The 12,500-nt window shown below is 72.2% G+C and carries 12 protein-coding genes; 6 read left to right on the forward strand and 6 right to left on the reverse strand.

From position 1 onward, the window contains the following. Positions 1-94 precede the first annotated feature (94 nt). The 3 genes from AB0C28_RS07300 to AB0C28_RS07310 all read left to right on the forward strand — a co-directional run bounded on the left by AB0C28_RS07300 (position 95) and on the right by AB0C28_RS07310 (position 4,218). Positions 95-1,711 (forward strand): MFS transporter, encoded by a 1,617-nt coding sequence (locus tag AB0C28_RS07300; RefSeq protein ID WP_357841719.1) that lies wholly within the window; start codon positions 95-97, stop codon positions 1,709-1,711. Between the two features lie 27 nt (positions 1,712-1,738). Then, positions 1,739-2,872, forward strand: a complete 1,134-nt coding sequence (locus AB0C28_RS07305; protein WP_357841722.1) for an FAD-dependent monooxygenase — start codon at positions 1,739-1,741, stop codon at positions 2,870-2,872. 305 nt (positions 2,873-3,177) lie between these two features. After that, positions 3,178-4,218 (forward strand): acyl-CoA desaturase, encoded by a 1,041-nt coding sequence (locus tag AB0C28_RS07310; RefSeq protein WP_358073364.1) that lies wholly within the window; start codon positions 3,178-3,180, stop codon positions 4,216-4,218. Positions 4,219-4,253: 35 nt separating this feature from the next. On the opposite strand, the gene AB0C28_RS07315 is transcribed toward AB0C28_RS07310, so the two are convergent. Then, positions 4,254-4,544, reverse strand: coding sequence for a hypothetical protein (locus tag AB0C28_RS07315; RefSeq protein ID WP_357841729.1), 291 nt, complete (start codon positions 4,542-4,544; stop codon positions 4,254-4,256). A 228-nt stretch (positions 4,545-4,772) separates the two neighbouring features. Between AB0C28_RS07315 and AB0C28_RS07320 the strand changes: the two genes are divergently transcribed. Further along, positions 4,773-5,384 carry a hypothetical protein gene (locus AB0C28_RS07320; RefSeq protein ID WP_358073365.1) on the forward strand — a complete coding sequence of 204 codons (612 nt, stop codon included), beginning with the start codon at positions 4,773-4,775 and terminating at the stop codon, positions 5,382-5,384. Between the two features lie 77 nt (positions 5,385-5,461). Next, positions 5,462-6,118, forward strand: a complete 657-nt coding sequence (locus tag AB0C28_RS07325) for a copper resistance protein CopC (protein WP_358073366.1) — start codon at positions 5,462-5,464, stop codon at positions 6,116-6,118. Positions 6,119-6,216: 98 nt separating this feature from the next. Here AB0C28_RS07325 and AB0C28_RS07330 read toward each other — a convergent pair whose 3' ends face one another. After that, a complete protein-coding gene (locus AB0C28_RS07330; protein ID WP_358073367.1) occupies positions 6,217-7,203 on the reverse strand; it encodes an aldo/keto reductase in 987 nt (328 codons plus the stop codon). Between the two features lie 147 nt (positions 7,204-7,350). Between AB0C28_RS07330 and AB0C28_RS07335 the strand changes: the two genes are divergently transcribed. After that, on the forward strand, positions 7,351-8,274 hold the full coding sequence (locus AB0C28_RS07335; protein ID WP_358073368.1) for a helix-turn-helix transcriptional regulator: 924 nt from the start codon (positions 7,351-7,353) through the stop codon (positions 8,272-8,274). Here the strand turns inward: AB0C28_RS07335 and AB0C28_RS07340 are convergent. From AB0C28_RS07340 to AB0C28_RS07355, 4 genes are read right to left on the reverse strand one after another with little or no spacing between them, the layout of a single operon-like run. Then, on the reverse strand, positions 8,165-10,069 hold the full coding sequence (locus AB0C28_RS07340) for a hypothetical protein (protein ID WP_358073369.1): 1,905 nt from the start codon (positions 10,067-10,069) through the stop codon (positions 8,165-8,167). The two genes, AB0C28_RS07335 and AB0C28_RS07340, sit on opposite strands and share 110 nt — an antisense overlap. Before the next feature lie 22 nt (positions 10,070-10,091). Next, positions 10,092-10,709, reverse strand: coding sequence for a pentapeptide repeat-containing protein (locus AB0C28_RS07345; protein WP_357841747.1), 618 nt, complete (start codon positions 10,707-10,709; stop codon positions 10,092-10,094). 32 nt (positions 10,710-10,741) lie between these two features. Continuing rightward, a complete protein-coding gene (locus tag AB0C28_RS07350; protein WP_357841750.1) occupies positions 10,742-11,905 on the reverse strand; it encodes a cation:proton antiporter in 1,164 nt (387 codons plus the stop codon). An 8-nt stretch (positions 11,906-11,913) separates the two neighbouring features. Next, positions 11,914-12,315 carry a TrkA C-terminal domain-containing protein gene (locus AB0C28_RS07355; protein ID WP_346106893.1) on the reverse strand — a complete coding sequence of 134 codons (402 nt, stop codon included), beginning with the start codon at positions 12,313-12,315 and terminating at the stop codon, positions 11,914-11,916. Positions 12,316-12,500 lie beyond the last annotated feature (185 nt).

Raw genomic sequence — 12,500 nt, forward strand, 5'->3', positions numbered from 1 at the left:
GACAGCACGAGACATCACGTCCGGCTCCGCCGCCGGCACCCGCCGGAGTGCGCCCGCGGCGGAGAACGATCGACGCTCACATAGGAGGAACCACGTGCGTTCGTCACCAACGGCCAGCAGGGGGACGGGCACGCCCGGCGTGAACCGGCGTCACGGAGTGATGCTGCGCCTGGTCGGTGCGGGTGTCATGTTGACGGTGATGGCCGACACCACGGCCACCACCCTGGCAGTGGGCGTGCTCCGATACACGCCCGCCGGCGCCGGGATGCCGCTCGGCGACCTGGTCTGGCTGACCAGCGCGGCGTTCATCCCGATCGCGGCACTGCTGGCGACCGCGGGCCGCTGGGCCGACCTGTTCGGCCGCCGCCGCGTGCTGGCGGTCGGGCTCGTCGTGTTCGTGCTCGGCGGGATCGCCACCGTCACCGTGGAACCCTGGTCGTACGTGCTGGCCGCACGGGCCGTGCAGGGCGCGGGAGCCGCGGCGATGATCCCGGCCAGTCTCGGGCTGCTGCTCGGGGAACTGCCGGAATCGCAGCGGCGCGGCGCCATCGCGCTGTGGAGCTCCGCCTCCGGGCTCGGCTGCCTGCTCATGCAGGCGGGCGGCGGCTGGCTGGCCGCCACCGTCGGCTGGCGGTCCCTGTTCGTCCCCGACGTCGTCATCGGCGTCGCCCTCCTCATCGCCTGCGCCGGACTGCCCTCGGGCCGGCGCAACACCGCCAAGGGCGTTCCCGACGTGCTCGGCGCGTGGCTGCTGGCCGCCGGCATCGCCGTGATCGTGCTGGCCATCTCCAAGGCCATGGCCTGGGGCATGGACGTGGTGTGGCTGGCGCTGGCCGCGCTGGCCCTGCTGGGCGGCGCGCTCGCGCAGGCCAGGCACCACCGCCTGCCGGCCATCGACCTGGCCCTGTGGCGGCGGCCCAAGTTCGTCTGGGGCTGGCTGGCCACCTGGGGGTTCGGCGCGCTGTCGTACGGGCTGCTGACCGTGCAGCCCCTCTACCTGCTCCACCTCGGCTACCCGATGCTCGAAGTGGCCATGTGGCTGACCCCCACATCGGTCGCCGTCGTCGTCACGAGCTTCCTGGCCGGGCGCATGGTCAAGCGCATCGGCGCGTACGGGCTCATCTACGCCGGATCCCTGCTCTGCGGCGGCGCGTGCGTGCTCGTGCTGGTCCAGGCGGGACCCACCGTGTGGGGCCTGATCGCCAGCGTCGTGGTCGGCATCGGGGTCGGCGCGCTCGCCCCCGGCACCTCCGTCGCGACCACCCTGGCCGCCCACCCGCACCAGTACGCCTCCGCCGTCGGCGCGGCCACCATGGCCCGGATGGTCGGCGGGGCCGTCGGCGTCGCCGTCGTGTCGGTCGTGATCGACCACCCGTTCATGACCGGGCCTTACGCGGGCCTGGCCGGCGCGCTCGCGCTGTGCGTGGCCATCTCGGTGCTGATCGGGGCACTGGCCCTGACCAAGATCACCCGGCTCCGGCCGGACCCGGGTGACGTGATGATCAAGGTGCCGCGCCGGATGCTGCTCGAACTGCGCATGACCCTCGCCACCGTCGCGGCGGAGGCCGACGCGCTGCTGCCGGTCGAGACCCGTGCTCCGTCCGCACCCCCCTATCCGGGCCCGAACCCGGATCACTACCCGGACCCTGTCCCGCGTCCCAGGGCGGCCGAACCAGGCCCGCTCGCCGGCACGCGCGGGCACACGCACTAGTTCAACCATTCGAAAGGGCTCCCCGTCATGGCAACCACATCCTGCGACGTAGCCATCGTCGGCGCCGGTCTCGGCGGCTGTTTCCTGGCATTACTCCTGGGCCGCCGCGGCCGCAACGTCGTCGTCATCGAACAGGGACCCTCGGTCCCCAGCGCGGGGGCCGACTTCCTCAAGCCGCCTGGACTGCGGGTGCTGGCCCGGCACGGGCTGGCGGACCTCGTCGGACGCCACGGACTCAGACGCGACCTCGTCCGCTACTACCACGACGGCGACCCCATCCAGGACTGCCACTTCCCCGACGGCGGCTTCCTCATCCGCCCGTACCGTGAGCTGGTCGAGCTCATCTACACCTCCTGCGCGATGGAGGGCGTCGAGTTCCGGTTCGACGTCAGCATCGACGACATCGCCACGGACGGGGACCACGTGGAGGAGCTGACGCTCTCCGACGGCCGGCGGCTGCGCGCCGACGTCGTCATCGGCGCCGACGGCACCAAGTCCGCGATCCGCCGCGCGCTCGGCATCGAACAGCTCACCATGCCGTACGAACGGCTGCTCATGCGGGTGGCCACCGTGCCGCTGAGCGCCAGCGTCGCCCAGCTCAACCGGCTCTACTTCAGCTCGGAAGGCTGGATGACCTACCTGTACCCGATCAACAGGGACCAGGCCAGGGTGTTCGTCGGCCTGCCGCCTGAGGCGGACAAGGAGATCTTCCAGGACGGCATCCCGGTGCTGCTGGACGAGCTGAAGAAGTTCGTCACCGAGAGCTCCGACGCCTTCAACTTCCTGCTGCCCGCCACCTGGCAGCGCATCAAGGTCTCCTCGCTGCGGGTGGAGTCCTACCACAAGGGCAACGCCGCCCTGCTCGGCTCGGCCGCGTTCGCCTGCCACCCGATGACGGGCATGGGCATGAGCTACACCCTGCACGACGCCGAGATCCTGGCCGACGTCATCTGCGCGGCCGGCGGCGACCACGACCTGCTCGACCGGCTGCTCGGCGCCCGCTACGAGCCGCGCAGGCAGGCCCACAGGGAGCTCATCGACTACGGCGACGCCCTCGCCTCCACCTTCCGCGACCGGGCCGCCTACCTCGCGGCCTTCCGCCCCGACCTGCACGTCCACGGCGAGTCCGCGGCCACGGCCCACCTGGTACCGGCCGGGTGAGCCGTGCGGGACCGGCAGCGGAAGCCGCACGGGACCGGACGGGCGCCGCGTGAGCCGCGCAGGGCCGGGCGAGGGACCCGTGCGGACGTGCCGAGCCGGTGTCCCCGCCGCCCGCCATTCCCCACCAGGTGGGGCCGCCCGGCGCCGACGCTGAGGGCGTGAGGCGGTCCCGATCCCCCAGGCGGCGGGGACGCCCATGGTAGGGCGGGCACTACCGTGAAACCGGGTGACAGCGGGGGTCCGCGAGCCCCCTGTCCCTGGCGATGCTAGGAGGACCATTCCCCTCCTCGGCATCGGAGACGTACGTGACTGTGGCAGAGACCTCCCGCCCGGCCCCGGGACAACGGCGGGGAAGCGACTTCGCGCGGCTGTCGCGGCGCATCGCCCAGGAAGGGCTGCTCGACAAACGGCCCGGTTACTACGCGGTCCGGATCGGCCTGGTCGCCGCCCTGTTCGCGGGCACCTGGACGCTGTTCGCCGTCGTCGGCGACTCCTGGTGGCAGCTGCCCGTCGCGGTGCTGCTGGCGGTGGCGTTCGCGCAGGTCACCCTGCTCGCCCACGACCTGGCGCACGGGCAGATCGCGCGGTCGCGGCGTGTCGCCAGGATCGCCGGGCTGTTTGTCGGCAACCTGGCCGTCGGCCTCAGCTACGGCTGGTGGATGGACAAGCACACCCGCCACCACGCCAACCCCAACCACGAGGACCACGACCCCGACGTCGCCCCCGACATCCTCATCTGGTCCGAGAAGCAGGCCGAGGAGAGCCGGGGGCTGCCGCGCTTCATCGGCCGGCACCAGGCCTGGCTGTTCTTCCCCCTGCTCACCCTCGAAGGGCTCAACCTCAAGCTCTCCAGCTTCCGCGCGCTGCGCCGCAGGTCGCTCAAGGGCAGGGGCACCGAGGGGCTGCTGCTGAGCGCGCACGTGCTGGCCTACCTGGGTGCGGTGTTCCTGGTGCTGCCGCTGCCCAAGGCGCTGCTCTTCCTGGTCGTCCACCAGGCGTGTTACGGCGTCTACCTCGGCTGCACCTTCGCGCCCAACCACAAGGGCATGCCCGTGCTCACCGCCGAGGACGAGCTGGACTTCCTCCGCCGCCAGGTGCTCACCTCGCGCAACGTGCGCGGCGGGCGGCTGGTCAACACCGCGCTCGGCGGGCTCAACTTCCAGATCGAGCACCACCTGTTCCCCAGCATGCCCACCGCCAACCTGCGCAAGGCGCAGCCGATCGTGCGCGACTACTGCGCCTCGCTCGGCGTCGACTACGTCGAATGCGGGCTGGTGGAGTCATGGACGCAGGCGCTGCGCCACCTGCACGAGGTGGGCCGGCCGCTGCGCGAGGCCAGGATGTGACGCTTCGCACGAGGCGGGCCGGCCGCCGGGTGGCGTCAGGACGTGACGATCAGCTCCATGCCGTTGTCGTCCTGGCGGACCTGATGCCCGGCGTCGGTCAGCACGGTCCGCAGCGCCAGCTGAACCGCCGCGCGGATCGTGGCGTACTTGACCAGCTGCTCCGCCGAGGCGCCCCAGACGATGACCACTCCGCGCGCCGGATCGTGCCAGATGCCGAGCCCGCCGTCGGCGGACATTAAAGACGGTTCGACAGTGAAGCCGGCCTCGGCGAGCTCCTGACGGACCACGCGCTCCAGGTCCTCGCCGGAGTTCGTGACGATGTCCATCCGAATCGGCTGCCCCCACGCGGGCGTTTCGAACCTCCGGGTCCTGACGAACTCTGTGGAAAGATGTCGGCTGTGCCCACTCCGTCCCTCTCCGGGCCCTTCGCCCGCGCCGCGTCCGGTGGCGCGCCTTCGGGCGGGAGGGCTTTCGGCGGGGTGGCCTTCGCGGACGTGACACCTCTCCCGGGCACTGCCGGGGGCGTTATCGGGGCCGCTGCCGGGGGAGCGGGGTTGCGGCTGGCGCGGGCCGTGGTGTTCGCGACCGTGTGCGGGGCGGTGTCGGCCGGTGGGCACGCGCTGGCCGGCGGGGGAGCGGTGCCGTTCGGGGCCTACCTGGCCGGGACGCTCGCCGCGTTCGCGCTGGCGTACCTGATCGACGGGCGCGAGCGGGGCCCTGCGGCCGTGCTGGCCGTCACCGTGGGCACCCAGACGCTGCTGCACCTGCTCTTCGAACGGCTCGCGCCCGCGCGGACCCACTTCCCTGGTCCTTTCGGACCGCAGCCAGACCCCGGCCACCTTCTTCACGGGACTTCGCCGAGCGGGCACCCCTCGTTCAGCATGGCGCTGGCCCATCTCACGGTCGCGGCGCTGACGGCGTGGTGGCTGCATCGGGGCGAGCGCGCGTTGTGGACCATGATCCGCTTGTGCGGCACGGAGTGCCCGGCCGTGGGGCCTCTCGTGGGCTCGCTCGTACGCCTGCTCGTCCCCGCCCCGGCACCGGACGGCGCGGGAACGGCGGGGCGGGACGGGCGGTCGATGGCGTACGGCGCCGCCGCCTGCTCGGGCAGGGCCGTACCGGGGACGATCAGCAGGCGAGGACCACCGGCGATGGCGCGTCACTGACGCACCTCCCCGCCCTTGCCTGTGCCCGGACGGCGGCGCCGTGGGCGCGGTCGTCCGGATGATCTCTGGAGACCAGCATGACATTCCCGCCGCGACACATTCGCAAGGCCGCGCTGGCGGCGTTCGCCTGCGCCCTTTTCCTGATATTTCCGGCCTCGCCCGCCTTGGCCCACGACTCGCTCAAGAGCAGCTCGCCCGCGAAGAACGCCCAGGTGTCTTCGCCCAAGGAGATCGAACTCGAATTCACCGCCAGCGTGAAGTTCCCGTTCGTCGTGCTCCACGACGCGGCGGGCAAGGAGATCGGCCTCGGCGAGCCCCGGCTGGACGGCCCCCTCGTCCTCGCCGACGTGCCGCAGCCTCTCCCGCCGGGCTCGTACGTGCTCGCCTGGCGCGTCGTCTCCTCGGACGGGCATCCCATCGAGGGGGAGATCCCCTTCGGCGTGCGCGGATCCTCCTCGACGGCGTCGCCTTCGGGCGAGCAGACCGCGCCGGCGGACGGCCAGTCCGCCGCCCCCACCACCACCCCCACCACCGGCGCTCCTGCCAGCGGTTCCGCCACGGGAGCGGCCGACGGGACGGACGCATCCGTGGTGGCCGGGCAGCAGCCCGCGTCTTCGGCGGGCGTTCCCGGATGGATCTGGGGCGGGCTGGCCGTGCTGGTGGTGCTGGGCGCGTTCGTCCTGCTGAGGACCACGCGCCGGGGCCGTGACCGGGAGGACGTGGACCCGGGCTGAGCAGCCCGGGGCGGATCGCGCGGCAGGAGGCGCGCGAGAGGGGCGGCGCGCTGCCCGGCTTCGCGAGGGCCTTACCGATCGGGACGGGCGGGGCGGGGTCAGCGGCCGGTCAGGCGGGGGAGGGCGTCGCCGTACAGGTCCTGGCTGGCGTCCGTCTGGGCGATGAAGTCGCCGGGGAAGCCCAGCTCGAACTCCGCCGCCCCCTCCAGCCGCCGCACCGTCTCCTCCGGCAGCCGTACGTCCGAGGCCCCCAGGAGCTCCGCGAGCTGCTCGGCGGTGCTCGCCCCGAGGATGGGATGCACGCCACGCGACACCGCCCAGGCGATGGCCACCCGCGCGGCCGTCACGCCCAGCTCGCCGGCCACCTCCGTCACGACCCGCACCGCCGCCCGGTCCCGCTCGCTGATCGACTCCGGCGACACCCGCGAGGCCGCCGCCCCCGGCCGGGCGTACCGGCCGGACAGCACGCCCCGCGCGAGCACGCCCCACGCAGCCACGCTCATCCCGTACGCCCGCGCCATCGGCAGCAGTTCGCGCTCCACGTCCCGCCACAGCAGGCTGTAGGGCACCTGCAGCCCGGCGAACGGCGTCCACCCGCGCCACTCCGCCAGCGTGTTGGCCCGGCTGACCAGCCAGGCCGGCGCGTCGGAGATGCCTGCGTAGAGCACCTTGCCCGAGCGGACCACGTCGTCCAGCGCCCGCATCGTCTCCTCAATGGGCGTGTGGCGGTCCCACACGTGCACCCAGAACAGGTCGACGTAGTCGGTGCGCAGCCGGCGCAGGCTCTGCTCCAGCGACAGCACGAGGTTCTTGCGGTGGTTGCCGGCCGCGTTCAGGTCGGTGCGGTCGCGGGTGCCGGTGTACTTCGTCGCCAGGACGAAACGGTCGCGACGTCCCTGGAGCAGCTCGCCGACGACGCTCTCGCTCTCGCCGTACATGGAGGCGGTGTCGATCACGTTGCCGCCGGCGTCGGCGTACGTGCCGAAGATCCGCCGCACCTCGGGCGAGGACTCCTGGTAGGTCATCGCGCCGAGGAACAGGTCGGACACCCGCAATCCGGTACGCCCGAGCAGCCGATACCGCATCACGCCCTCCCCGGGCCGGAGGTGATCACTGTCGTCTTCGTCATGGACACCAACCCTGCCGTGCCGCCGCAGGCGCAGGAAGGCCGGGCCCAGACTGGCCCCCGGAGGGCCACGATAACGGAGCGGCCGGCCCCTAGACTCGGCACCGTGAGTGAGAACGAGCTGGGGGCCTACCTGCGCGCACGCCGGGAGGCGACCAGGCCCGCCGACGTCGGCCTGCCCGGCGGCGGCCGCCGGCGCACGCCCGGGCTGCGCAGGTCGGAGCTGGCCACCGTGGCGGGGGTGAGCGTCGAATATCTGACCAGGCTGGAGCAGGGCCGCGACCGCAACCCGTCGGTGGCGGTGCTCGCCTCGCTCGCCGACGCCCTGCGCCTGACGCCGCAGGAGCGGATCTACCTGCGTCACCTGGCCAAGGTGGCCGGCGGCGGCATCGCGCTCTGCCCGGCGGGCGCCCAGGCGCCCCACAGCACCGTGCGGCCCACCGTGCGGGCGCTGCTCGACCGGCTCGAACCCGCCCCCGCGGCGCTGCTCAACCGGCTGGGCGACGTGCTCGCCCACACCACCGGCTTCGAGCGGCTGCACGGCCCCGTCGGCCTGCTGGAGCACGACGTCCCCAATCTGACCCGCTTCGTCTTCACCGACGCGCGGGCCAGGACCGCCTACCCCGACTGGGACCGGGTCGCCGACGAGCACGCCGCCACGCTCAAGTACGAGGCCGGCGCCGACGACCCCTGGGCGGCCGAGTTGTTCGACGAGCTGTCCTTCGTGGCGGGGGACGCCTTCACCGGGCGTCTTGCCGCGACGCCCGGGCCGCCGGTGCCGGACGACGTGCAGCGCTTCGCGCATCCGGAGGCCGGCGAGCTGCGGCTGGCCAGGGAGCAGCTCGACCTGACGGGGTCGGAGCAGCGCATCGTGGTCTACCTGCCCGCCGACGCCGCCACCGCCGCCGCGCTCGACCAGCTCACGCGCGGCGCAGTGAGCGGGTCAGGCCGGCGGCGATCGTCGTGGCCAGCACCCAGCCCGCCGCGATCAGCCCGTACGCCAGCCACTGCGTCCCACCACCCGGGTTGAACGCCTTCTCCTGGCCGAAGTCGATGATCGGCAGCAGCAGGTCGAGCGAGTAGACCAGCGCGTTGAACTCCGGCGCCTCACCCGCTTTCAGCGGCGGCGGCTCGTTCTGCCCGAACACCAGCGTGCCCAGGCCCAGCAGCGCCAGCAGCCAGCCGGCCGCGCGCAGCGGGCGGAAGCCGTAGCCGACGGTGACGTCCTGGAGGTGCCCCCACAGGCGCGCGTACCAGGGCAGTGATGTGCGGCGCTGCTGCTGACCGGCCAGCAGCGTGTCACGGGCGTCGGCGTCGCTGCCGAGGCGCCGGTAGAGCGCGGCGAGCTGCTCGTAGGCGTTGGGCAGGTAGCCGTCGATATCGCGGCCGAGCCAGCCCAGCCGCTCGGCGGCCGGCAGCATGGGTTCGAGCGCCTCGTACGACAGCCCGTCCATGCGTAACTCGTCCGGCCACACGCCGGGGCTGTCGCGCAGCACCCCGATGCGGGCGTGCCGCAACTCGACCGTGCCCTCGACCGGCTTGGCGGTGTGCAGCGACAGCTCCCGCGTCTCCATCCCGAGGCATTTGAGCGCCACGTCGCCGGGCGCCTCCAGCGTGGCGCGCTTGAGGCAGAGGCGGCTGCCGATCCTGGCGTTGGTCAGCCGGATGCGCCCGCGCGCCGTGAAGCCGTCGCAGAGGTTGAGCACTTTGCCGACCGTGAGCCCGTTGGCCGACAGCGCCGCGCCGCCCGGGTTGACCAGTGTTGCGCCCTCGAAGTGGACGGGGCCGCTGACGGAGGCGTCGAGCAGGCTGATCTCGCCCTCGGCGATGAGCCCGTCGCGGGCCACGAGGGCGCCGTCGACGACGAGGCCGTCGCCCGCCAGCACGAGGTCACCGGGGTTGCGCAGGTGGGCGCCGTTGAGGTTGAACGAGCGGCTGACGGCGGCGGCCTCGATCCAGACGATGCCCTCCACCTCGGTCAGCGACATGAAGAACCCGCCCTCGGCGTTGAGCCCGCCGGCGCGCACGGCGAGCCGGCCGGGGTTGCGCAGCCGGGATCCGCGCAGCGAGAGCGGCCCGCCGACCCGGGCGAAGCGCAGGCTGAACTCGCCGTCCACCTCGACGTCCCTGGCGAACAGCGCGACCTGCACGACCAGGTTGGACCCGCCGAACGCCAGTCCGCCCGGCGCCCGCAGGCGTGCGCCGTCGAACTGGACCGCGCCGCCGATGTTGGCCGCGGTGAGCAGGATCTCACCGTCGCAGCTGAAGCCGTCCTCGGCGCGCAGGCTGGCGCCGAGGTCGAGGTGCTCGGCGTTGAGCGCGGTGGCGCCGGGATGGTCGAGGCGGGCGCCGTTGAGCGTGAGGTTGCCGTTGATCCGGGCGCCGGGCATGCGCAGCTCGCCGCGTACGTGGCAGCCGACCAGCCGCAGGTTGCCCTCGACCTGGATGTTGGAGGCGATCAGGCCGGGCAGGTGCGAGCCGGCGAAGCTGAGGAAGCGGGTGCGGGCCTGGTAGAGGTCGGGGACCTCGTCGAACGCGCAGTCGTGCAGGATGACCGGGAAGTCGATCTCGCCGAACGCCAGCTTGAGCGTGCCGGTGACGCGCGCCCCGGTCAGGCGCAGGCCGGGTTTGTCGGCGGGCTCGCTGTATTCGGCCAGCAGCAGCCGTTCCAGCACCTCCGCGCGGATCTCGCGCTCGGCGCCCCAGGAGGCGGCGCCGGCGGGGGAGTCGCGGGCGGGGTCGCCCGAGCGCAGGTCGACCTTGGCGCCGCGGGCCACGGCGGCGGAGACGGCCTGCTCGGCGGGGGTGAGTTCGGCGTTCGGCAAGAGGTGTCCCGGGGGGTGGGGGTCAGTCTCGTACGTCAAACCCTAGAGCCCCCGCCACCACGGTCGCCTGGAACGGGTCGATGATCGCGCCCTTGATCGTGACCTCACGCGGGTCGAGCGTGCTCAGATCGCTGCCGCGCAGATCGCATCCGGTGAGGTCGGCCTCGCGCAGCCACGCTCCGGACAGGTCGCAGCGCCGCAGCTCGGCGCCCGACAGCCGGGCCGCCGACAGGTCGGCCTCGCGCAGCCGGGTGCCGTGGAAGGTGCTGCCGCGCAGGTCGGCGCCGGGCAGGGCGACGTAGGACCAGTCGCCGCCGGACACCTTGAGCAGCCCGTAGGTGCAGCCGTCGAACACGCAGCCGGTCAGCTTGCAGCCCGTGAACGTGGCGTCGAAGAACGAGCAGCGCGAGAACACGCAGTTGAGGAAGCGCGCGTCCTCGTGGACCGAGACGTTGAAGCGCACGTTTCTGAACTGGCACTCCTCGAAGGAGGAGCCGTGGTCGGACAGCTCCGTCAGGTCCACGTCCTGGAACAGCACCCGGCGATGGATTTCGCCGGAGATGTCGAGGCTGTCCCAGTCTGCGGACCTGATCGTCTGCTCCACCGGGGGTGCGGGAACGCCGAGCCTGCGGTCTGCCATGCGAACAAACTAGCGGATCGGCGCTCCCGGCGTCAGACCGCCCGGTTGGCGATGGAGGTGATGAGCGGCTGCACCAGCTTGGCCGCCAGCGGGCCGAACGCCGCCAGGATGAGCACGTATGCCGCCGCCAGCGCTCCCAGGTCGGGATGCACGCCCGCACCCACCGCAAGACCGGCGATGACGATGTTGAACTCGCCGCGCGGGATGAGCGCGATGCCCGCTCGCGCCTGGCCGGCCTTGGCGATGCCCGCCTGTTTGGCCGCGTACATACCGGTCAGCAGCTTGGTGATCATGCTGATCAGGGCCAGCAGTGCGGCGAGGCCCGCGACCGGGAGGATCTTCGCCGGATCGGTCTGGAAGCCGAAGAAGACGAAGAACACGGCCGCGAACAGGTCGCGCAGCGGCGCCAGCAGCGCCTGCGCGTCCTCGGCCAGCTCGCCCGACAGCGCGATGCCGACCAGGAACGCGCCCACCGCCGCCGAGACCTGCAGCTGCTGGGCCAGACCGGCGACCAGCAGGGCCAGGCCGACGACCTTGAGCAGCAGCACCTCGGAGTTGGGGCTGGACACGAACGCCTCGATGAAGCGCCCGAAACGCAGCGCCACGACCAGCACGACGCTCACGGTGAGCAGCGCGATGCCGACGGAGATGGCCCCGCTGAGCAGGCTCAGCCCGGCCAGCATGGTCGTCAGGACCGGCAGGTAGATCGCCATCGTGAGGTCTTCGAAGACCAGCAGCGAAAGGACGGTCGGCGTCTCCCGGTTGCCGATCCACCCCAGGTCGGACAGCACCTTGGCGGTGATGCCGGACGAGGTGGCGTAGGTGACGCCGGCCATGGCCACGGCGGCGACCGGCCCCCAGCCGAGCAGCAGCGCGCAGGCGGCGCCGGGGGCGGCGTTGAGCACCAGGTCCACGATGCCGGCCCGGGCGTTGCTCTTGAGGCTGGTGACCAGCTCGTCGGCGTTGTATTCGAGACCCAGCGTGAGCAGCAGCAGCACCACGCCCAGCTCGGCGCCGACCGAGATGAACTCCTCGCTGGTGGCCAGCGGCAGCACGCCGCCGGTGCCGAACGCGAGGCCGGCGATCAGGTAGAGCGGGATGGGGGAGATTCCGCCGCGCAGTGCCAGAGCGCCCAGGACGCCAAGACCGAGAAGAACGGCACCGAATTCGAGAAAGATGATCGCGGTTTCGTGCACCCGCGGCCCTATCCTTCGGCCAGAATGCCGGCGACCTCGGCCGTGCTGTCCTCGCTGCCGACGACGACCACGACATCACCGACGCGGAAGGTGAAGTCAGGTCCGGGGCTGGCGAAGACCTGCCCGCTCCTGACGACGGCCACGATCGAGGCGCTCGTCCGGGTCCTCACGCGCGCGTCACCCATGGGACGGCCCGCGTAGGGGGAGCCGTCGGGGATGGGGAGCTGCACGCTGACCAGGCCCTCGACCTGCTGGTGCAGCTGGTTGAGCCGCTGCACGATGCGAGGGGCGCCGAGGAGCTCGGCCAGGGCGTCGGCCTCCTCGTCGTTGAGCTTGACCATCTGACAGACCGAATCCGGGTCATCCTTGTCGTAGATGACCAGATCCCGGCGTCCGGTGCGATGAGACACGACGCCCACCCGCTGTCCCTTGCGGGTAAGGAAGTCATGTTTCAAGCCGATTCCCGGCAACGCTGTCTGTTCGACCTCCACCTATCCCACCCGTCCAAACTCGAACATTTCTGGACAACCTTACCAACGGCTTACCTTGGGTGGTTCATGCCTTATGACCATCCGGTCGCGCTTTGCGTGTTCGG

Source organism: Nonomuraea sp. NPDC048892 (genome assembly GCF_040649735.1).
Taxonomy (GTDB): Bacteria; Actinomycetota; Actinomycetes; order Streptosporangiales; family Streptosporangiaceae; genus Nonomuraea; species Nonomuraea maheshkhaliensis.

Coding starts and splice junctions, on each gene's coding strand:
- AB0C28_RS07305 (WP_357841722.1), top strand. CDS start 1,739: ATGGCAACCACATCCTGCGACGTAGCCATCGTCGGCGCCGGTCTCGGC.
- AB0C28_RS07315 (WP_357841729.1), bottom strand. CDS start 4,544: ATGGACATCGTCACGAACTCCGGCGAGGACCTGGAGCGCGTGGTCCGT.
- AB0C28_RS07325 (WP_358073366.1), top strand. CDS start 5,462: ATGACATTCCCGCCGCGACACATTCGCAAGGCCGCGCTGGCGGCGTTC.
- AB0C28_RS07330 (WP_358073367.1), bottom strand. CDS start 7,203: ATGCGGTATCGGCTGCTCGGGCGTACCGGATTGCGGGTGTCCGACCTG.
- AB0C28_RS07345 (WP_357841747.1), bottom strand. CDS start 10,709: ATGGCAGACCGCAGGCTCGGCGTTCCCGCACCCCCGGTGGAGCAGACG.